Genomic DNA, 19,343 nt, shown 5'->3' on the forward strand with positions numbered 1-19,343 from the left:
TGCCCAGGCACCCCGTTATAGCTTTCGGTGGTTCTGCGGGCGATCGCGGAAAATTTATCCCGCTGACGGTCGCTATTCCTGTCGATGACGGACGAGCACTTCGAGGACGCGCGTATCGGAAAGCAGGCCAATATCTACTACGACGGCGAGGTCACCAGCCGCGACGTCGAGACGGCCGACGGCCAGCGGAAGACGCTGGGAATCATGCTCCCCGGGGGGTACACCTTCGAGACCGACGACGAGGAGGAGATAGAGATCGTCGCCGGGGAACTCACGGTCGACGTCGACGGCAACGTGAACAGCTACGAGGCCGGCGACGTGTTCACCGTCCCGTCGGACACTACGTTCGGCCTCGACGTCGAGACGGTCGTGGACTACTGCTGTACCTACCGCTGAGTCGGGGTCCACACCGGTATCTGTCGCTACCGCCCTTTCGAGCCCCAGCCGAAGGCGAGCCAGCTGCCGTCGGTGTGCACACCTCGCCGGTCACATAGTCGTCGGGCGTCAGCCGGTAGTTCAGCGCTACCTGGATAGCGCCCAGCTGGGTCGAAGCGTACAGCATCTCGAGGAACCAGTGGGTGTTCTGCAAGAGGACCGCCACGCGGTCGCCCTGTCGACACCAGGTCGGTAGCGCGGTCGAGAAAGACCGACGCGAGCAATTCCTCCTTCATTGCTACGTGTTCGCATATCTTGCGGAGGGTGGGAGAGTGACTTTCATTGGTTCGGCGTTCGGTCCGGTGACGGCCGCTTGTCCAGCCTCACGGGGCGAACGCTTATTATCGCGGGCGGAGAGAAAACCACTGACTCATGAATGACGCGACGGCGGCGGTAGTCGAACGTGTAGCGCATAAAACGTACCATCGGGACATGCAGGGCGAGGACTGGGAGATGTCGCTCGCCATCGACGGCCTCATCTCGACCGGAGAGTCGGAGTTCGTCGAAGCGGCGCGGAACCTCATTGACCGACAGATCGAACTCCAAGGCAGCGAAGGGAAGCTCGGCTACGACGACCCGAAGCCGTGGCTCGATGACGGTGCCCGCGCTCAGTCGGAGTCGTCGGCCCTGGTCAACGGCTGCCTGGAGTTCTACGAGCGAACCGGCGAGGAACGGTACCTCGACGCCGCGCGGAAACAGGTCGAGTTCCTGCTCGAGGACGCCACGCGGCTCGAGGACGGGACCATCTCCTTCGCCTCGGAACCCATCGAACTCTGGGTCGACTCCATCTACCTGGTCGCACTACCACTCGCGCGCTACGGCGATGTGACGGACGACGAGGCCGCGCTTGAGGAGGCAATCGACCACGTCGTCGCCCAGGAGAAGCTGCTCCAGGACCCCTACGAGGACCTCTTTCGCCACGAGTGGCGTGAGACGCCAAATACCTACCCCGAGAGCACCTTCTGGCTCCGGGGTAACGGCTGGGCCGCTGCGGGCATCCTCAACATGCTCGAGTACGTCCCCGACGACCACGAGAACTACGACACCCTGGTCGATAGCTTCCAGCGGGTCTGCGCTGCCATGCTCGACCTGCAGGACGCGAGCGGCTTCTGGCATCACATCCCCGACGATCCGTGGACCGCGAAGGAGGCTTCCGGCACCCTCCAGTTCGCGTACACCTTCCACAAGGGCGTCGAGCAGGGGCTGCTCGGCGCAGACGAGGGCTACGTCGAGGCCGCCGAGCGCGCCTTCGAGGTCTGCAAGGGCGTCATCGACGACGAGGGTGCGGTGACCCGCGTCGCAGTCCCGCCGGGTGGCCCGGACGTCCCCCTCGAAGTCGCCTCCTATGGCCAGGGCTGGTTCCTCTTGGCGGCCGAGCAGCTCCACGGCTAAAACCGCTCGAGGGGGCCGTTTGGCCGCCTCACCGTTAACTCTTTGTCGCTGCCCACGATTCGGAGACGTATGCCTGGAGCGTTAGACGACGTTACCGTTGTAGACTTCTCGCAGCTAGTACAAGGGCCGCTGGCGACGCAGTTCCTCGGCGATATGGGCGCCGACGTCATCAAAATCGAGGCACCCGGCGGCGAGTGGATGCGCCAGTCGTGGTCAATGGCCAACGCCTACGAGGACGGCGTCAATCTTACCTTCCTCACGGCCAACCGGAACAAGCGCAGCGTCGAACTCAACATCAAGGACGACGAGCAACTGGAGGTCCTCTACGACGTCATCGCGGACGCGGACGTGTTCGTCGAAAACCTCCGACCGGGCGTGGTCGACCGGCTCGGCCTCGGCTACGACGACCTCTCGGAGATTAACCCCGGCATCGTGTACTGCTCGGCGTCTGGCTACGGCGAGGAGGGCCCCTACACCGACCGGCCGGGCCAGGACCTCATCATCCAGGGTGTCTCCGGCCTGGCGACGCTCAATGGCCGCGCCGACGACCCGCCGACGCCCGTTGGCCTCCCGCTGAACGACTTTTACTCGGCGGCCATGCTCGCGTTCGCGGCTGTCTCCGCGTTGTACCATCGCGAGCAGACCGGCAATGGACAGCACATCAAAACCGATCTGTTGAGCGCGTCGGTCCACCTCCAGTCGATGGAGATAGACACGTACCTCAATACCGGCGAGCTGCCCGAGCGCAGCAAGACCGGCATCTCCCACCCGTACTATCAGGCCCCCTTCGGCGTCTACGAGACTGCCGACGGACACATGACCCTCTCGTTGACCACGCCCTCCGTCGTCGGCGATGCCCTCGGGATCGATTCGCTCGAGGGCTACGACTCCTGGGAGACCGCCTACGAGCACCGCGACGAGATAAAGCCGCTCATCGAGGACGTCCTCCGCGAGGAGCCGACCGACTACTGGATCGACAAGCTCGTCGAACACGATATCTGGGGCGGTCCCGTCCAGACGATGGAAGAGGTTGTCGACGATCCGCAGGTCGGAGTGAACGACATGATCCGGACCGTCGAGCACGAGGAACTGGGCGAGATAGAGCTCACCGGCGTCCCCTTCCGGATGACCAAGACGCCGCCGGACATCCACGAGGCGCCGCCGGCGCTGGGCAACGCGACCGAGGAGGTCCTGCGCGAGTACGGTTACTGCGAGGCGTTCATCGAGGAACTACAGATGCGAAACCAGGACCGCTGACCGGCGGCGAATGGCCATCTCGAATCCCATGCGACCGCTTTTTCGACCGCGGTCAGTCTCCGTGCGAGGGGATGAGCGAGGCCCGCCCGACCTCGCGGGCGTCGGACTTCTCCAGGGCCGTGCTCACGTCCACTAGGTCGAACTCTGCGTCGATGAGTTCGGCGTAGGGGTAGTCGTCGACGGTCTCTGCGAGGAAGTCCAGCGCCTTCCCGAGGTACCATGGGTCGTAGCGCATCGTCGAGACGACGTCGATGTTCTTCCGGGTGAGCAGCGCCGGATCGAACTCAGCGGTGTGCCCGGGGGTGATATTGCCGATCTCGAGGTACCGGCTGCCGTTCCGGAGCAGGTGCGGACCCTCGGCGAACGCTTGCGGGATGCCTGCGAGTTCGATGGCCACGTCAGCGCCGAGGCCGCCGGTGAGTTCCGCGACGCGCTCGCCGCGGGCTTCCGGCGTCTCGTACTCGCGGAAGTCGACGACGTGGTCGACGCTGAAGCGACGGGCGCGTTCGATGCGGTCGTCGACCCCCTCGACGAGGATGGTCTCGGCGCCGTACTCGTTGGCGACGGCGATGGCGTTCTGTCCGAGGCCGCCGCCGCCCTGGACGACGAGTGACTCGCCGCAGGAAAGGCCGACTTCGTCCAGTCCGAACAGGACCTGCGAGAGCGCGCAGTTGGCCGCGGCGGCGACGCCTGGCGGAATCTCTGTCGGAACCTTGTAGAAGTGCTGCTCGGGGTGGATGTAGTAGTGTGTCCCGAAGGTGCCGTGGAAGTGCGGCCACTGATCAGGGTCCTTCAGCCAGTGCTGGAGCGCGTTCTCGCAGGAGCGGAACTCGCCCGCACCGCAGAACTGGCACTTCCCGCAGGCGATGAAGTACGTCGGCGAGACGAGGTCGCCTTCTTCGATGGGTTCGCCGGCGTAGTCGGTCTCGACGCCCTCGCCGAGGTCGCTCACGTGGCAGAGGGCCTCGTGGCCCAGTACCATCTGGTCGAGCACCGGGTGATTGCCCTTCCAGATGTGCAGTTCCGATCCGCAAACGTTGGCTTGCTCGATTTCGGTCACCAGCGCCCCGGGTTCCGGATACGGGACCTCGTACTCCTTTATCTCGACAGTTTCGGGGCTCTGTAGATACGCGAGCCTACCGGTGGGGCTATCTGCCATAGTACCAACCGAGCCCGCCCCGAGACATATACTCTTCGCCGCAGGGTACTCGTGTGGAGAGCCCGCCCGTCCCCGCGGACCCCCACGACCGCTCAGTCGCGCTGCCAGTCGGCCTCGCGCTTCTCCAGGAAGGCGCTGGTCCCCTCGACCCGGTCTGCCGTCATGAAGGTGTTCGCGAGGACGGTGGCCGCCTCGCTAGCCCCCTCGCGCTCCCCGTTGACGAGGTTCTTCGTCAGTTCGACGGCCAGCGGCGCGCTCTCGATTATCTCCTCGATGCGCTGGTCGACGACGTCATCGACCTCGTCCGCCGGGACGACGGCCGAGACCAGGCCGACGCGGTGGGCCTCTGCGGCGTCGAGCGTCCGGGCGGTCACCATCATTTCGCGGGCCGGCTTGGTCCCGATGAGGTCGGGGAAGCGGAACAGGCCATTCAGCGAACTGACGCCGATCTTCGGCTCGATGAGGCTGAACGCGGCGTCCTCGGTGGCGACGGTGACATCACATAGTCCTGCGATCTCGCAGCCGACGCCGTAGGCGATCCCGTCAACCTTGGCGACGACCGGAGTGTTGATGCGCTCGATGGTGCCGCTGGCCTCGCGGATGTACTCACAGTAGTCTAGCACGTCCGTCGCCGTCTCCAAGTCACGGATGTCCTGGATGTCATCGCCGGCGCAGAAGGCGTCGCCCTTCCCTTCGATCAGCACTGCCCGAACGTCGGGGTCGTCATCAGCGGCCAGCAGCGCCTCGCGGAATTCCTCCCACATCTCGACCGAGACGGCGTTTAGGTGCTCCGGGCGGTCAAAGGTGACACGGCAGACTGGACCGTCGATGTTGCGTACGATGTGCTCGTAAGCCATGGATGGACGTCACTCGCGACGGTCAAATCACTTGTGATGAGGCCGCTGGCCGACGCGATGGGGCGATGTCGGTGGGCGTCGAAAAGCATAAACCCGCACCCACGCACAGCTTTGCTATGGCATCCCAAACCAGCGGACAGTTCATGCTGAACGACGAGCAGCAGGCGATTCGCGCTGCCGTCCGTGAGTTCGGTGAGGCGGAGATCGAACCTGTCGCCAGTGAGTACGACGAGAGCCACGAGTACCCGTGGGACGTCGTCGAGAAGGCGGCCGCCGCCGACCTGGTCGGCCCGTTCATCCCGGCCAAGTACGGTGGGGCCGGCATGGACGTCCTTGAGACGGCCATCGTCACCGAGGAGCTGTGGCGCGCGGACCCCGGCATCGGGGCCGCCATCGACCTCATGGCGTTCAACTCGACGCTATACGTCATGAACAACTACGCCACAGAAGAGCAGAAAGAGGAGTGGTTCTCGGGTATCGCCGCGGGCCAGAAGTCCATCGCCATCGGCATCAGCGAGGCCGCTCACGGCAGCGACGTCGCGAGTATAGAGACCCGGGCCGAGCGGAACGGCGACGAGTACGTCGTCAACGGCGAGAAGATGTGGATCTCCAACGGGTCGATCGCCAATGCCGTCCTGCTGGTCTGCAAGACGGACCCCGGAGCAAGATACGACGGCATCAGCACCATCCTCGTCCCGCTCGATGCCGATGGCGTCACCACGAGCAAGATAGACAACAAGCTCGGGCTACACGCCTCGGACACGGCCGAGATCGTCTTCGACGACGTGCGCGTCCCCGCAGAAAACCTAGTCGGCGAGGAGAACCGCGGCTGGCAGTACTTCAACGAGGCCATGGCACCCGCTCGGGTCCAGGTCGCCGCGCAGGCACTCGGTGCGGCCCAGGGCGCGCTCGACGCCGCCATTGACTACGCACAGGAACGCGAGCAGTTCGGCCAGAAAATCGGCGAATTTCAAGCGATCCGCCACAAGATCGCCGAGATGGCGACGAACGTCGAGGCGGCCCGCTCGCTGACCTACCGCGCTGCGGGCCTGTACGACGCCGGCGAAATCGAGCTGTCCGAGCGGTTCGCGAGCATAGCGAAGCTATTCGCCAGCGACCGCGGGTTCGAGGTGGCCGACGAAGCCGTCCAGGTGTTCGGCGGAGCCGGCTACGTCACCGACCACCCCGTCGAGCGGTACCTCCGGGACGTCCGCGTCACCAAGATATACGAGGGCACCAACGAGATACAGAAGGAGATTATCGGCAACCGCCTGCTTGGGCTGTAAGGGCCGAACCACAACAGTCACGTGACTGCCGGGCGAGCGAGCTAACCATGTCCGATTACGAGATGGAACTCACCGCTCGATACGGCGACAGCGACGCGATGGGCCACATCAACAACGCCGTGTACTCTACGTACATGGAACACGCCGCCACGGCCATGTTCGGCGAACTACTCGACGTTCAGATCGACGAGGTCCCGCTCGCTATCGTCCGCCTCGAACTCAACTTCGAACGACAGATCGAAATCTGCGACACGGTCACGTCGGCAGTCACGGTCACGGAGGTCGGCGAGAAGAGCATAGTCTTCGACCACGAACTCTCCGTCGACGGCGTAACCGTCGCCACCGCCAAGGCCGTCCGCGTGGCGTTGGACGACGACCGCGAGGGCGCGATTCCCGTCCCCGACGAGTGGCGCGAACGGCTCGAATCCAACCGGGAGTGATCACCCCAAAGTCGACGTGGCCGTCGCCACCTGGCAGCGCCATCCGACTATTAGGCGTCGTGACCTCAACCCGCCCGCATAGCCACGATACCCGCCGAGCGGCGGTAGCTAGCCGGACCACGCGGGTCCGGCTAGCTACCGCCGACGCGGCCGAGCACTCCCACGCCGTCCCCTGCTGTTTCGCCTCCTCAAGGACGTCCCTGGACGAGAAACCGAAGGACGTCGACCGGCGCGACCTCCACCGGGTCCGCGACGTCGGCCAAGTCGCCTCTTTGGGCACGCTGTTCCCTGCCGAGGCGGGATGACCGCCACCACAGCGTTCCGCATCGAGGATAACAGTTCCGTCGACCCGTCCTCCGAAAATAACGAAAATCGAGTGAGGGCGCGCGAATGAATCACTCCTTGCAGTATCCCAGTGAGCTACTCTGTTCCGCGGTGCGGAAATCGGGCGAGGCGTCACCCGGTTGATTGTCGGCCGCTGCCCATGTGGCGTTCGCTGGTCGCGCGGCTGTCGCTGGTCCGGTGGCGTCGCTTCTGGGTCGACGGCGGCACAGTCAGCAGATGCAGACCGACGACCCTTCCAGGCCGTCGTAGAGATCGTCAGAGAGATACTTCAGGCCGGTGTCGCAGGCCACCGTGACGACGGTGTCCTCGGGATCTCGCTCGGCCGCGACCTGCCGTGCAGCCGCGACGTTCATCCCGGAACTCGTGCCGACGAGCAGCCCCTCGTCGCGCGCGAGGTCTCGGACGCATTCGATTCCCTCCTCTGAGGGGATTGTGTGGACCGCGTCGTAGCGCCCCTGCTTGACGAGCGGCGGATAGCTGACGATGGCGGTTCCCTCGACGGCGTGGCCACCCGCGCGCCCCTTTGTGAGGACGGGCGACTCCGCGGGCTCTACGAGCGAGACGTCCACGTCCGCGCCACGTTCGGCCAGCGCATTCGACGTCCCCATCGCGCACCCGCCTGTGCCGACTATCATGACGAACTCGTCGACGCCGGGCCGCTGGTCGAGTATCTCCGCGCCAAGTTCCTGGTACCCCGCCAGCTGGTCGGGGTTGTCGAACTGGTTCGTGAAATACGCGCCGGTGCGTGCCTGGAGGTCCTCGGCCGCCGCCTGCAGGTCGTCGAACAGGCCGTCGTAGGACTCCCCGTTCGGCGTCTCGACGACCTCGAGGTTCGCTCCCAGCGCCGACATCGACGCGCGTTTCTCCTCAGCCACGCAGTCGGCGGTCACGACGTGCATCGGGTGGTCGAGGACCGCGCAGACGAACGCGAGGCTCGTCCCCGTGCTCCCGCCGGTGAACTCTACGACCGGGTCGCCGGGTTCGAGGTCGCCGCGCTTCCGGGCCGCCTCGATCATCGCCAGCGCCATCCGGTCTTTTAGGCTGCCCGTGGGATTGGCGCCCTCCCACTTCACATAGATCGACGCGCCGCCGTCGGGCCTCATCGAGGGCAGTTCCACTACCGGCGTCTCACCGATCGCTTTGAGCGTGTTGGCGTACTCCATGGTATCTAGTCGCATAAATCGGTCGTAATGGTCATCAAACTACCGGGGCGAACCACGTCACGCGATGCAACGCCGGGTCCAAGCAACCTTTTTGAACGGGCCAGTCGACTACTTAGGAAATGAAAGCAGTTGGTTTCCACGAGCACGGACCGCTCTCGAACTACGACCTCCTTACCGTGCCGACCCCTGAGGTCGACGACGACGAGGTCCTGGTGGACGTGAAAGCGTCGGCGCTGAACTACATGGACCTGTTCGCTGTCCGTGAACTCGACCACTACGTCCCGCAGTACCCCTTCTGGGGTGGCGGCGACGTGGCCGGGGTCGTCGCCGAGGTCGGGGCCAACGTCACCAGGTGGTCGGAGGGAGACCGCGTCGTCGCCGTCCCTTTCATCTCCTGTGGCGACTGTCGGTTCTGCGTCCGTGGCGAAGAGATGCTCTGTGAGGAGTTCACGATGATGGGTGAGATGCGACGAGGCGGCCACGCTGAATACGTCGCCATGCCCGAAAAGAACCTGATTCCGATCCCGGACGACACCGGCTTCGTGACGGCGGCCTCAGTCCCGGTCGCCGGCGGCACGGCCTGGCGCGCACTCGTCCCCCGGGCGGCGGTCCAGCCAACGGAAGACGTCCTCGTCGTCGGCGCGACCGGCGGCGTTGGCACCTTCTCCGTTCAGATCTGCAAGAACGTCCTCAACGTGGACACCCTGTACGCGACGACCAGCAGCGAGGAGAAGGCCGAGTTCCTCCGGGACCTCGGCGTCGACTACGTCGTGAACTACACCGAGGAGCGCTTCGACGAGGCCATCTGGGAGCTGACGGACAAGCAGGGCGTCGACGTCTGCTACAACAACGTCGGCGGCGACACGTGGGTCAAGTCGATGCGGACGCTGCGCTGGGGCGGTCGGCTCGTCACCTCCGGGGCGACCGTCGGCCCGAACCCGGCGACGGAGATCCGCCAGCTCTTCATGCGCCAGCTCGATGTGGTCGGGAGTTCCGGGGCCAATTCCTACGAACTCGCCGAACTCTACGAGTACGTCTGGTCGGGCGACGTCGAGCCGGTCATCGACGACACGTTCCCCCTCGAGGAGTACATGACGGCCTTCGAGCGGATGGACGACCGCAAGCTCTACGGGAAGGTCGTGTTGACCCAGGAATGAGCGCCGGGCGAACTGTTTTTGTGGCGGGCCGCCGTCCCGCCGGTATGAACGACGCTATCGACCACGTCGTCTACGCCGACCGGGACATCGAGCGCATGCGCGACGCCTTCGCGGCGGCGGGCCTGCCGCCGCAGTATGGCGGCGAGCATTCCAACGGCGTGACCCACAACTACACTGTCGGCTTCGAGAACGGCTCGTACGTCGAACTCATCTCGAAGCTTGACCCTAACGTGGAGTCGCCGTGGTGGGACGTCCAGATCGACGGGGACGCCGGCCCCGCCGCATGGGCGCTGTTCGTCGACGACATCCACGAAAATACCGAGCGCATCGCCGACCAGGGCATCGCTGTCGACGGTCCCACTCACTACCAGCGCGAGCGCCCGGATGGCAAGCTCGTTGAGTGGGACCTCACCATCGTGGGCGACCGTGAACTCGGGACCGCCGTCCCCTTCCTCGTCAGCGACCGGACGCCCCGCGAGCGCCGGGTGAACATCTCCGACGAACTAGCTGCCCTCCCGCTGGACGGAGTTGTTGAGGTCGTGGTCGGCGTGCCCGAGATCGACGACCACGTGGACCACTACCGCTCGCTGTTCGACTGCGGCGCCCCGACCCGGGTCGACCACGACAGCCTCGACGCAACGCTGGCGCGGTTCCCTGAGACGCCCGCGACCCTCGCCGAACCGCATGGGGCCGATGGCTGGCTCGGTGAGCGCGTCGCGGAGTTCGGGCCGCTACCCTGCGCGTACCTCCTCGGGACGGACGACCCGGTCGCAGCGGCCGACCACGTGGATTGCGGAGACCCGACCGCCTGGGGTGACGACGAAATGCGGTGGGTGGACCTCGAGCTACCCGGACGGGTCGGCGTAATTGATCGCACGACGCCCTGGTGACCACCCTCCTCTCTGACGCGAATCCTGACGTTCGGTCGCCGTCCCGCGCGTCCAGGTACTCCCGGGCGGCGAGGTGAATGGGCTCCTCAGGGCCCTCCACACGGTCGACCCGGAGCGGCGTAATCTGCCCGTCAAAGAGATCGAGGGCGTGCCCAGTCGTACCGGGCAATGAATGCTAAGCGGACTATTGTCTCGAACTCCCGACCGATCGCAAGCTACTGGCGAAACGACGCGACCGTCGCAGGCCCAGCGGGCGGATACTTATATTAGGCCTCCGGACGCAGGTGCCGAAGAGTACACGATGGAACAGAAGGAACTCGGTTTCTCGCCCTGGTGGCTCGTCCTCGTCGCGGCCGCGGCAATGGGAGTCGCCGGCACCTACCAGTTTGCCTGGTCGTCGATCAGGCTCCCGCTGGAGACGCGTCTTGGCGCGTCGGAGGCGGCCATTGGGACCGTCTTCACGCTGTTCGTCGTCTCCCAGACGACCGTCCAGTTTCCGGCCGGCTGGGTCCGCGACCGCTGGGGCCCGAAGCTCCCGATGCTCGCCAGCACCGTGCTACTCGCTGGCGGATACGCGGGGACGGCCCTCGCCGATTCCATCTGGGGCGTCTACCTGTTCTACTCGCTTGGCGGTATGGGCGTCGGCATCGTCTACTCTGTCGCCGCCAATACGCCGGTAAAGTGGTTCGATGACCGTCGCGGGCTGGCGACCGGCATCGCCATGGTCGCCTATAGCGGCTTGAGCTTCGTCCTGATCCCGTTCGTCCGCCAGTTCATCGTCACGGACTTCGTCGGGACGCTACTCAGTCTCGGTGCGCTGGCGGGCCTCGTCGCGCTCGTGGCGGTCCCCATCCTCCGCGACCCGGCGGCGCTCACGGCCGGCGACGCGGAGACCGACGGCGGTGCTGACGCGACCGGCGCAGACGCCGAGCCCGCGACCGAACCGGGTGACGCGGACACGACTGACAACGTGGACAAGGGGTACACCTGGCGTGAGGCCGTCCAGACCTGGCAGTTCTGGCTGCTGTACGGCATCTTCGTGATCGTCAACGGCGTGACGCTGATGCTCATCGGAAAGATCATCGCGTTCGCCGCGAACGCAGGCATCTCCGCCGGGGCGGCCACCGGCGCCGCCTCGTTGGTCGCACTCGGCGACGCGTTTGGCGTCGTCATCGTCGGCGGGCTCTCCGACCAGTTCGGCCGCGAGCGGACGGTCGGCGTCGCGCTGACCCTCTGCGGCGTGGCGCTCGCCGGCCTGGTCACCGTCGCCGAGGCCGGGATCGCGCCGACGTTCGTCGCCCTCGCTGCCGTCGCGGCGTTCCTGCGCGCACCCCCGTACGCCATCTTTCCGAGCCTCGTCGGCGAGTACTACGGGCGGGCCCACTCCTCGGCGAACTACGCAGTGCTATACTCCGCGAAGCTCTGGGGCGGCGTCGCCGGCGGCACCGTCGCCAGCGGTCTCGTCGTCTCCATCGGCTGGAACGCCACCTTTCTGCTGGGCGGCGTCCTCATCCTGGCCGCGGGCCTGGCCACCTTCCTCCTCCGCCCGGTCCGGGCCAGTCCGGCCTGAGGGCGGGCCGGTCCAGCCGTTCCCTGGCGACCCTCAGTAACTCAGCCCCAGCGAGTCGCCGTCGTCGCTGCGCTGGGCCTCCCGGAACGCCCGGAGGTCGTCGAAGAACTCCTCGGCGTTGTCGCACAGGCGCTCGATCAGTTCCTCTCCCTTCTCGGCGCTGGCCTTGGTGGGGTCGCCCTGGTGGCCGAGAGCATCCTCGGGCCAGTCGTGGCGCGACTTCGCGGTCATCACCTTGTCGTCGAGGTTGATGTAGTCGTTGGAGGTGAAGCGCGTCCATCCTCCGCCGGACTGCTCGACGAACTCCTCTTCCTTGAGGAGACTGGGGTGCTTGTGCATGATGAACGAGGTCTCGAACTCGCCACCGTGGAACCCGGCCTCCGGGTCACACTCGCGCATCTCGCGGTAGATCTGCACTCCGAACAGCACGAGGTCGATCGTCGCGAGGAACGCGTCGGGGTGATCATCCTTGACCGCGTCTGACGCCAGCTCGATCGCCGAATTGTTGGCCATCCGGTGGCCGTTGACCGTAATTATGTTCTCGACGCCGTGAGAGAGCAGGCTCTCGTAGACGTCTGTCAGGACGGCGACGACGGTCTCGCTCGACAACGAGATGGTCCCGGGGAACGCCAGGTGGTGGTCGGCGTCGCCGTACCAGATGGGCGGCGCGGCGAGCACGCCCGTCCGCTCGGCGATCTCCTCGGCCATGTCCTTCGCCTGGTAGGCGTCCACCCCCAGCGGGAGATGTGGGCCGTGCTGCTCGGTCGAGCCGATCGGGACGATCACCGTCGGGTGGTCGTCGGTCTCGACGTACGCCTCGAAGTCCTGCCACGTCAGTTCCTGCATCCAGACCGTGTCGTCGGATACTGCCATAGGGGCCCCGACGCGCGCAAGCAGGTAAAAGCTACGGCGGGGACGTTACTCCTCCGGTTCGAGGTTCGTCTCGACGTCGTGGTCCCTGTAGGCGTCGCGCAGCGTTATCTTGTCAAACTTGCCCGTCGCAGTCCGGGGAATCTCGTCGACAAACCGGATCTCGTCGGGCGTCCACCACTTCGGGTAGTCCGCCCGGATCCGCTCGCGCAACTCCTCGCGGAGCACGTCGGGGTCGATCGTCGCGCCCTCGGCAGTGACGACGAACCCCAGCGGACGCTCCTGGTAGCGATCGTGAGGGACGCCGACGACCGTCGCCTCGCTGACGGTGTCGTGGCCCATCATCGCGTTCTCCAACTCGACGCTGGAGATCCACTCGCCACCGCTGTTGATGATGTCGTTGTCCCGGTCAACGAGCGTGACGTACCCCTCGGCGTCCACTGTGACGAGGTCGCCCGTCGCCAGCCACTCGCCGCCCTCGCCGCCCCTATCGCCCCCGGGGTCAGCGGTTAAATCCTCGGCGTTGGCTTCGGGACACCGATAGTACTCGGTCGTCACCGACGGCCCGCGGACGTACAGCTCGCCCACCGTCGCATCGTCCCACGGCACCTCGTCGCCGTCCTCACCGACGACCTGGAACTCCAGCCCGGGGACGATCCGGCCCTGCTTCTGGCGCTTTGTGTACCGCGTCTCGGCGTCGGCGGCCGCGATGTCCGGCGGCAGGTGGGCAACCGTCCCGATGGCGGTCAGCTCGGTCATCCCCCACGCGTGTAGCACCTCGACGCCGTGTTCCTCGTCGAGCCGGCGGATGAGGCTCTCAGGAACCGGTGCGCCGCCGGCGACGATCTGCTCCAGCGACGAGATGTCCGCGTCGTGGGTCTCCAGGTACTCCAGCAGGTCGATCCAGATGGTGGGGACGCCGGCGGTCAGCGTCACGCCTTCCTCCTCGATGAGCCGGGTGAGGTCGGCCGAGTCTGGGGATGGCCCCGGGTAGACCTGCTTTGCGCCGGCGGCCGTCGCGGCCCAGGAGAACCCCCAGCCGGTCGAGTGGAACATCGGGACCAGCGGCATCACCACGTCGGCGTCCGTGATGCCGAGCATCTGGGGCGTCAGCGTGCTCATCGTGTACGACCAGATCATCTGCTGGGTGTACTCGACGCCCTTTGGCTTGCCCGTGGTGCCCGAGGTATAGCACATTCCAGCCGGCTGGTCCTCGTCCACGTCGGGCCAGTCGTAGGACGGCTCGTGGTCCGCGAGGAACGACTCGTAATCGACGACCGGGTCCAGGGAGGTCTCGGGGACTTCGTCGCCCATTACCACGTACTGCTGGACGCTCTCGAAGGCCTCGCTGTCCGCCAGCGCCTCCAGGGTCTCGCGCTCGTGGGGGTCAACGAACAGCAGGTCGTCTTCTGCATCGCCGACGATGTACTCGACGTGGCTCTTTGGCAGATTCGGATTGATCGTGTGCAGTTGCGCGCCCATGCATGGGACTCCGAAGTACGTCTCGAAGTGGCGGTGATGGTTCCAGCATAGCGATGCGACGCGGTCGCCAGGGCCGATATCCGCGGCCGCGAGCGCATTCGCCAGCCGTGCGACGCGGTTACCGTAGGTGCCGTAGTCGTAGCGGTGGACCGCGTCGTCGGTCCGGGAAACGATCTCGACGTCGGGGTACAGCCGCTCCGCACGCCAGAGGAACGGGCGAATCCGCTGATCAGTACCGACCATGTCTCCCCATCGCAGGACTGGACGAAGAAAGTATGGGTCCCAGCCGCTGGCGTCAGCGCAGCTCCAGCGAGTTGAGGACGCAGTCGGTTGCCATCCGCGACTGGGTCTCGTGCTCGCGCGCCGAGTACTCCGGCTGGAGGGCGACCAGCTCCTCGCCGACCGCCTCGCGGGTGGCCGCCAGGTCCTCGTCGTTGGCCGCGTACAGCTCCGGCACCCGCTCGCGGAACGTTGCCAGCCGATCGCGTGCCCGCTCGAACGCCCGGTCCACGTCCGGTCGTACGCCGACGTGCGAAAGCACCAGCATCTCCGCGTCGAACGCCGCTAGCCGGTCCATGCTCGCCGCCACCTGGTCGAAATCGAACTTCGGCAGGGTCGTCGGCGGCACCCAGGTGTCGGCCGCCGGGTAGTACCGCCCCAGCGCCTCGTTGGCGAACAGCAGGCCCGCCTCGGGGTCCCAGACGGAGACGTGGTCGGGCGAGTGCCCCGGCGTATGGACGATCTCCAGCGTCCGGTCGCCCGTGTCTATCTCGGTCCCTGAGTCGGGGACAGCTTGGACGCGCTCGGCCGGAAGCGGCCCGTCTGGGGCGCCTACCTCCGGGAAAGCCTCGGCCAGCGCTTCGCGGGAGCTCTCGACGAGGCGGTCGAACCGGCCGGGGTTGGTGAGCCATTTGGTCATCGACTCGTGGAGGTACACCGTCGCGTCCGGAGCGGCGTCGACCAGCGCCTGCGCACCGCCGGAGTGATCGAGGTGGGCGTGGCCCAGCACGACGTGTTCGACGGCCATCGGATCGACGCCTGCCTCGCGGATCCCGTCAAGGAGCGTCTCCGACGCAGCCGCGACCCCAGTCTCGATCACCGTCGGCCGCTCGTCGTCGAGGAGGTAGGCCACAATCGTCCCCTCGAAGGCGAGTTCGATCCCGTAGACATCCGGTGCGACGCTGAATGTGTCCATGTACCACGGGTTCGCGCAATTGGCTGAAAATCCTTTCGCCGCCCCATAGTTTTATTCTGGATCCTTCGCAAGAGGTGACGTATGCAAGACTCCCTCAACGGGAAGACAGCCATCGTAACGGGTTCGAGCAGCGGCATCGGCATGGGCATCGCGGAGGCGTACGCTGAGGCGGGCGCGAATGTCGTGACGAACTCACGTTCCCAGGAGCGCGCCGAATCGACTGCCGAGGACATCCGTGCGGCCGGCGGGACAGCGCTGGCCGTCGAGGGCGACATGAGTGATCGGAAGGACGCTCAGGCTCTCGTGGACGCCGCCGTCGACGAGTTCGGCGGCGTGGACGTGATGGTCAACAACGCCGGCGTCTCGAACATAAGCCCGGCCCTGGAGATGACCGAGGAGGAGTGGCGTGAGGTCATCGATGTGAACCTGACCGGCGTGTTCTTCGGCGCACAGGCCGCCGGCCAGCAGATGGTCGAGCAGGACGGCACCGGCCAGATCATCAACATCTCCAGCATCTTCGGGAGCATCGGTGTCCAGGGCCGCGGTCCCTACAACGCCTCGAAGGGCGGCGTCAACAACCTCACGCGGGCACTGGCGGTCGAACTCGCCGAGCACGACATCCAGGTGAACGCCCTCGCGCCCGGGTTCATCCGCACGGAACTGGACGCCCAGACCCGCAAGTCCGGCGATGACGACGAGACCCTCGACGAAGACGACTGGCCCTACTACGGCTACGATGACCAGCACATCCACAACCGCAACCCGATGGGCCGGTTCGGGACGCTGGAGGAGATGGCCAACTGCGCGCTGTTCCTTGCCGCCGGCGACCACTACATGACCGGCGAGATCATGCACGCCGACGGTGGCTGGCTCGCCTTCGGCTGGGGCTCGAAGAGTCGGTAAGTCGGTCGCGGACGCTCGGCACCGCTAGTTCGTGTTGATACGTTCGCCGTCGACCACGAGCGACTCACCGTTGACGTACCCGGCCATGTCACTCGCAAGGTAGAGGGCGGCATCGGCGACGTCCTGCGGTTCGTCTCACCGCCCGGGTGGGGCGACCTCTCTGGGCGACCTCCCAGTAACGTTCGCTCATCTTCGAGCCAACGATAGGGACGTCCTCGGTCGTCGTGGGCATCTCGATGACCCCAGGATGGCGTTGGTCCGCATCCCTTTGGGACCCAGCGCGACGGCCAGCGAGTAGGTTAGCAGCCGCACCGAACCCTTCGACACGCAGTAGTGGGTGCTCAGCCGAATCTCGGAACTCGGCGTCACTGGAAAGGGTCGCGATAGCGCTGCCGTTGCCCGCGTCGAGGATGGCGCTCGGCTGCGACCGGCGTGCCGACGAACGTTAGTAATCCCGTACGTTCATATCAATAGTTTGGGAGCCGAGATACGTCTCGGCTTTCGGGCGTGTCCCGGGGGTCCGGAGGGAAGTATAAGTGCTACCGTAGCGAATCCGGAGTGTATGTCTCAGGAGCGAGATCTGCGCATCCTGCTCGACCACGTCGGGCTGGCGGTCGAGGATGCCGACACCATCGAACCGATCCTCAAACTGCTCGGGGCCAAAACGCTGGTCGACGAGGAACTGGACTTCCTCGGCTCCCGGTGGCTTTACTACGAGATCGGTCCAGAGAGCCGAGTGGAATTGCTCGTCCCGATTGAGGAGGGGACCTTCCTGACCGACTTCATCGAGAAGTCCGGACCGGGCCTGCACCATGTCACCTTCGAGGTCGCCAACATCGACGACTTCACCGCCCACCTCGAGGAGAACGGCGTCAGCCTGGTCGACCGGACCCAGCGGCCCAAGTACGACGAGGCGTTCATCTCGCCGCGGGAGACGGGCGGCATCCTCCTCCAGCTGATCGAGTACGAGGCGGGCTACGCCGAGAAGTACGCCGCCGACGAGGTCGGTGCGACCATCTTCCCGCAGGGCGAGCGCCTCTCGGACCGGTAGTCCTCACCCTCGTGGAACGCGGCGACGAGCCGCTCGCGCTTCTCGGTGGCGAACTTCTCCCACCAGAGGTCGGCCTCGCGCTCGGCGGCCGTCTCGGGGTCCGCGTCGGGACGCGTCGTTGAGTAGCCCCCGCGCTAGCGCCTGCTCAGCGTCTACGTAGTCGGCCGTATAGACGAACTCCCTGGCCACGGTCTCCCCGAGCAGAACGTTGAGACGATCGCCGACAGCGTCAAGACGACCAACGAACGCATCAAGCACGTCGCCGCGACCAACGAAGAACAGACGGCGATGATCGATCAGATCGCCCAGAGCATCACGACGCTCGAAGACGAACTTGAAGACCCCTATGTCCCGTCAGTCCTCGTCGGTCTTGATGTCCGCGGACAGGCCCTGTGCCATCTCGATGTCTTTGGAGTTGTTCACCGTCCAGGCGGTACGGTCGGTGACGGCCTCGATGGCCTCACGGGCACTGGGCGAGCCCTTTCCGGATTTCTTGACGCCGCCGAAGGGGAGCTGGACCTCCGCGCCGATGCAGGGCAGGTTGGCGTAGGCCAGGCCGACCTCTGCGTGGTCGCGGTAGTAGTTGATCTGTCGGTAGTCCTCGCTGACGATGGCCCCGGAGAGGCCGTAGGGCACGCTGTTGTGGATCTCGACCGCGTCCTCGATGTCACCGTCGTACTCGACGAGCGCGACGTGCGGGCCGAAGACCTCCTCCTTGATGCAGCGCAGGTCCGGGCTGTACTCGGTCTCGTAGACGAATGGACCGACCCAGTACCCCTCCTCGTGGCCGTCGGGAATCTCCGAGACGTCAAGTTCACTACGGTCGACCAAGACGTTCACGCCCTCCTGGCGCGCCAGGTCATTGCACTTGTGGAACTTCTCGACCTGCCCCCGGTCGACGACAGGACCCATGAAGGTGTTCTCGTCAAGCGGGTCGTCGACGGCGACCTGCTCGGCCATCTCGACGAATCGCTCTTTGAACTCGTCGTAGACGTCCGTGTGGACGATGAGGCGTTCACTGGAGACGCAGCGCTGGCCGGTCGTCTTGAACGAGGACATGACCGCCGAGTGGACGGCGACGTCGAGGTCGGCCTCGTCGGTGATGATGATGCCGTTCTTCCCGCCCATCTCCAGGGAGACCTCGCGGCCCGCTTCGCCGCCAAGCTTGTCGCCGATCTCGTGGCCGACCTCGGCACTGCCGGTGAACAGGACAGTCGGCACACGGTCGTCCTCGACGATGGCCGCACCGGCGTCGCCGTACCCCTGGACCATGTTGAATACGCCGTCGGGAATGCCGGCGTCGTCGAACATCTCGGCGATGATCTGGCCGCACCACGGTGTCTGCTCGGCGGGCTTCCAGACGACGGTGTTGCCTTCGACCAGCGCGATAGCCATGTGCCAGAATGGGATGGCGACGGGGAAGTTCCAGGGGGTAATGCAGCCGATGACACCCCGCGGCTGGCGCCGCATGTACGAGTCCTTGCTTGGAATCTCGCTCGGGACCACGTCGCCGTGAGGGTGCCGGGCGTTGCCGGCCGCCCATTCGACCATGTGGTAGGCCTCGACCACGTCGGCCGTCCCCTCACTTATTTCCTTGCCGCACTCCTTAGTGACGATCTCCCCGAGTTCGTCCGTGCGCTCGCGGAGTTCGTGGTAGATATCCCACAGGTACTCGGCACGGTCAATGTAGGAGAGGTTGCGCCACTCCTCGAAGGCCTCATCCGCTGCGTCGACCGCCCGGTCGACGTCCGACGGCGTCCCCCGCTGGAACGTTGCAATAGCCTCGCCGGTTGCCGGGTTGACGCTCTCGAAGGTCTCAGGGCCGTCGCCGGCTACCCATTTGCCGTCGATGTAGTGTTTGTAGGAGTCGTCTGCCATGCACGTCTCATAG

Annotated in this window: 17 protein-coding genes and 1 pseudogene; 10 read left to right on the forward strand and 8 right to left on the reverse strand. The window is 65.7% G+C overall.

What is annotated here, in order from left to right:
- Window positions 1-84 precede the first annotated feature (84 nt).
- The 3 genes from NJU76_RS25225 (at window position 85) to NJU76_RS25235 (ending at window position 3,084) form a co-directional block, all read left to right on the forward strand.
- Window positions 85-396, forward strand: coding sequence for a pyrimidine/purine nucleoside phosphorylase (locus tag NJU76_RS25225; RefSeq protein ID WP_254533157.1), 312 nt, complete (start codon window positions 85-87; stop codon window positions 394-396).
- A gap of 411 nt (window positions 397-807) precedes the next feature.
- Window positions 808-1,827 carry a glycoside hydrolase family 88 protein gene (locus NJU76_RS25230; protein WP_254533158.1) on the forward strand — a complete coding sequence of 340 codons (1,020 nt, stop codon included), beginning with the start codon at window positions 808-810 and terminating at the stop codon, window positions 1,825-1,827.
- A gap of 69 nt (window positions 1,828-1,896) precedes the next feature.
- Window positions 1,897-3,084, forward strand: a complete 1,188-nt coding sequence (locus tag NJU76_RS25235; RefSeq protein WP_254533159.1) for a CaiB/BaiF CoA transferase family protein — start codon at window positions 1,897-1,899, stop codon at window positions 3,082-3,084.
- 52 nt (window positions 3,085-3,136) lie between these two features.
- On the opposite strand, the gene NJU76_RS25240 is transcribed toward NJU76_RS25235, so the two are convergent.
- Window positions 3,137-4,243: a zinc-binding dehydrogenase gene (locus NJU76_RS25240; protein ID WP_254533160.1), complete on the reverse strand. Its 1,107-nt coding sequence runs from the start codon at window positions 4,241-4,243 to the stop codon at window positions 3,137-3,139.
- Between the two features lie 92 nt (window positions 4,244-4,335).
- Window positions 4,336-5,100 (reverse strand): enoyl-CoA hydratase/isomerase family protein, encoded by a 765-nt coding sequence (locus NJU76_RS25245; protein ID WP_254533161.1) that lies wholly within the window; start codon window positions 5,098-5,100, stop codon window positions 4,336-4,338.
- 116 nt (window positions 5,101-5,216) lie between these two features.
- Between NJU76_RS25245 and NJU76_RS25250 the strand changes: the two genes are divergently transcribed.
- Window positions 5,217-6,386: an acyl-CoA dehydrogenase family protein gene (locus NJU76_RS25250; protein ID WP_254533162.1), complete on the forward strand. Its 1,170-nt coding sequence runs from the start codon at window positions 5,217-5,219 to the stop codon at window positions 6,384-6,386.
- 47 nt (window positions 6,387-6,433) lie between these two features.
- Window positions 6,434-6,826, forward strand: a complete 393-nt coding sequence (locus tag NJU76_RS25255; protein ID WP_254533163.1) for an acyl-CoA thioesterase — start codon at window positions 6,434-6,436, stop codon at window positions 6,824-6,826.
- Window positions 6,827-7,380: 554 nt separating this feature from the next.
- Here the strand turns inward: NJU76_RS25255 and NJU76_RS25260 are convergent.
- The gene (locus tag NJU76_RS25260) at window positions 7,381-8,334 is read right to left on the reverse strand and encodes a PLP-dependent cysteine synthase family protein (RefSeq protein ID WP_254533164.1); all 954 of its coding nucleotides are present in this window, start codon (window positions 8,332-8,334) and stop codon (window positions 7,381-7,383) included.
- A gap of 119 nt (window positions 8,335-8,453) precedes the next feature.
- On the opposite strand from NJU76_RS25260, the gene NJU76_RS25265 reads away from it, so the two are divergent.
- From NJU76_RS25265 to NJU76_RS25275, 3 genes are all read left to right on the forward strand, one after another.
- On the forward strand, window positions 8,454-9,491 hold the full coding sequence (locus NJU76_RS25265) for an alcohol dehydrogenase catalytic domain-containing protein (protein WP_254533165.1): 1,038 nt from the start codon (window positions 8,454-8,456) through the stop codon (window positions 9,489-9,491).
- A gap of 44 nt (window positions 9,492-9,535) precedes the next feature.
- Window positions 9,536-10,381, forward strand: coding sequence for a VOC family protein (locus tag NJU76_RS25270; RefSeq protein ID WP_254533166.1), 846 nt, complete (start codon window positions 9,536-9,538; stop codon window positions 10,379-10,381).
- A 301-nt stretch (window positions 10,382-10,682) separates the two neighbouring features.
- On the forward strand, window positions 10,683-11,951 hold the full coding sequence (locus NJU76_RS25275) for an MFS transporter (RefSeq protein WP_254533167.1): 1,269 nt from the start codon (window positions 10,683-10,685) through the stop codon (window positions 11,949-11,951).
- Window positions 11,952-11,984: 33 nt separating this feature from the next.
- Here NJU76_RS25275 and NJU76_RS25280 read toward each other — a convergent pair whose 3' ends face one another.
- From NJU76_RS25280 to NJU76_RS25290, 3 genes are read right to left on the reverse strand one after another with little or no spacing between them, the layout of a single operon-like run.
- On the reverse strand, window positions 11,985-12,824 hold the full coding sequence (locus NJU76_RS25280) for a creatininase family protein (protein ID WP_254533168.1): 840 nt from the start codon (window positions 12,822-12,824) through the stop codon (window positions 11,985-11,987).
- Window positions 12,825-12,869: 45 nt separating this feature from the next.
- Window positions 12,870-14,546, reverse strand: coding sequence for a long-chain fatty acid--CoA ligase (locus NJU76_RS25285; protein ID WP_254533169.1), 1,677 nt, complete (start codon window positions 14,544-14,546; stop codon window positions 12,870-12,872).
- A gap of 52 nt (window positions 14,547-14,598) precedes the next feature.
- The gene (locus NJU76_RS25290; RefSeq protein WP_254533170.1) at window positions 14,599-15,498 is read right to left on the reverse strand and encodes an MBL fold metallo-hydrolase; all 900 of its coding nucleotides are present in this window, start codon (window positions 15,496-15,498) and stop codon (window positions 14,599-14,601) included.
- 81 nt (window positions 15,499-15,579) lie between these two features.
- Here NJU76_RS25290 and NJU76_RS25295 point away from each other — a divergent pair, with 81 nt between their 5' ends.
- Window positions 15,580-16,401, forward strand: a complete 822-nt coding sequence (locus tag NJU76_RS25295; protein ID WP_254533171.1) for an SDR family NAD(P)-dependent oxidoreductase — start codon at window positions 15,580-15,582, stop codon at window positions 16,399-16,401.
- A gap of 24 nt (window positions 16,402-16,425) precedes the next feature.
- On the opposite strand, the pseudogene NJU76_RS27280 reads toward NJU76_RS25295, so the two are convergent.
- Window positions 16,426-16,521 (reverse strand): annotated as a pseudogene (locus NJU76_RS27280) (3-ketoacyl-ACP reductase); the annotation flags it as partial.
- A gap of 442 nt (window positions 16,522-16,963) precedes the next feature.
- Here NJU76_RS27280 and NJU76_RS25300 point away from each other — a divergent pair.
- Entirely contained in the window at window positions 16,964-17,452 is a 489-nt protein-coding gene (locus NJU76_RS25300; protein ID WP_254533172.1) for a VOC family protein, read from the forward strand.
- 354 nt (window positions 17,453-17,806) lie between these two features.
- Here NJU76_RS25300 and NJU76_RS25305 read toward each other — a convergent pair whose 3' ends face one another.
- Complete coding sequence (locus NJU76_RS25305) at window positions 17,807-19,330, reverse strand: aldehyde dehydrogenase family protein (protein WP_254533173.1); 1,524 nt, start codon at window positions 19,328-19,330, stop codon at window positions 17,807-17,809.
- Window positions 19,331-19,343 lie beyond the last annotated feature (13 nt).

This window comes from Natrinema gelatinilyticum, from assembly GCF_024266705.1.
Lineage (GTDB): Archaea > Halobacteriota > Halobacteria > Halobacteriales > Natrialbaceae > Natrinema > Natrinema gelatinilyticum.

Excerpts from the sequence above, each read along its gene's own strand:
- NJU76_RS25225 (WP_254533157.1), top strand. The coding sequence starts at position 85 with ATGACGGACGAGCACTTCGAGGACGCGCGTATCGGAAAGCAGGCCAAT.
- NJU76_RS25230 (WP_254533158.1), top strand. The coding sequence starts at position 808 with ATGAATGACGCGACGGCGGCGGTAGTCGAACGTGTAGCGCATAAAACG.
- NJU76_RS25235 (WP_254533159.1), top strand. The coding sequence starts at position 1,897 with ATGCCTGGAGCGTTAGACGACGTTACCGTTGTAGACTTCTCGCAGCTA.
- NJU76_RS25240 (WP_254533160.1), bottom strand. The coding sequence starts at position 4,243 with ATGGCAGATAGCCCCACCGGTAGGCTCGCGTATCTACAGAGCCCCGAA.
- NJU76_RS25245 (WP_254533161.1), bottom strand. The coding sequence starts at position 5,100 with ATGGCTTACGAGCACATCGTACGCAACATCGACGGTCCAGTCTGCCGT.
- NJU76_RS25250 (WP_254533162.1), top strand. The coding sequence starts at position 5,217 with ATGGCATCCCAAACCAGCGGACAGTTCATGCTGAACGACGAGCAGCAG.
- NJU76_RS25255 (WP_254533163.1), top strand. The coding sequence starts at position 6,434 with ATGTCCGATTACGAGATGGAACTCACCGCTCGATACGGCGACAGCGAC.
- NJU76_RS25260 (WP_254533164.1), bottom strand. The coding sequence starts at position 8,334 with ATGGAGTACGCCAACACGCTCAAAGCGATCGGTGAGACGCCGGTAGTG.
- NJU76_RS25265 (WP_254533165.1), top strand. The coding sequence starts at position 8,454 with ATGAAAGCAGTTGGTTTCCACGAGCACGGACCGCTCTCGAACTACGAC.
- NJU76_RS25270 (WP_254533166.1), top strand. The coding sequence starts at position 9,536 with ATGAACGACGCTATCGACCACGTCGTCTACGCCGACCGGGACATCGAG.
- NJU76_RS25275 (WP_254533167.1), top strand. The coding sequence starts at position 10,683 with ATGGAACAGAAGGAACTCGGTTTCTCGCCCTGGTGGCTCGTCCTCGTC.
- NJU76_RS25280 (WP_254533168.1), bottom strand. The coding sequence starts at position 12,824 with ATGGCAGTATCCGACGACACGGTCTGGATGCAGGAACTGACGTGGCAG.
- NJU76_RS25285 (WP_254533169.1), bottom strand. The coding sequence starts at position 14,546 with ATGGTCGGTACTGATCAGCGGATTCGCCCGTTCCTCTGGCGTGCGGAG.
- NJU76_RS25290 (WP_254533170.1), bottom strand. The coding sequence starts at position 15,498 with ATGGACACATTCAGCGTCGCACCGGATGTCTACGGGATCGAACTCGCC.
- NJU76_RS25295 (WP_254533171.1), top strand. The coding sequence starts at position 15,580 with ATGCAAGACTCCCTCAACGGGAAGACAGCCATCGTAACGGGTTCGAGC.
- NJU76_RS25300 (WP_254533172.1), top strand. The coding sequence starts at position 16,964 with ATGTCTCAGGAGCGAGATCTGCGCATCCTGCTCGACCACGTCGGGCTG.
- NJU76_RS25305 (WP_254533173.1), bottom strand. The coding sequence starts at position 19,330 with ATGGCAGACGACTCCTACAAACACTACATCGACGGCAAATGGGTAGCC.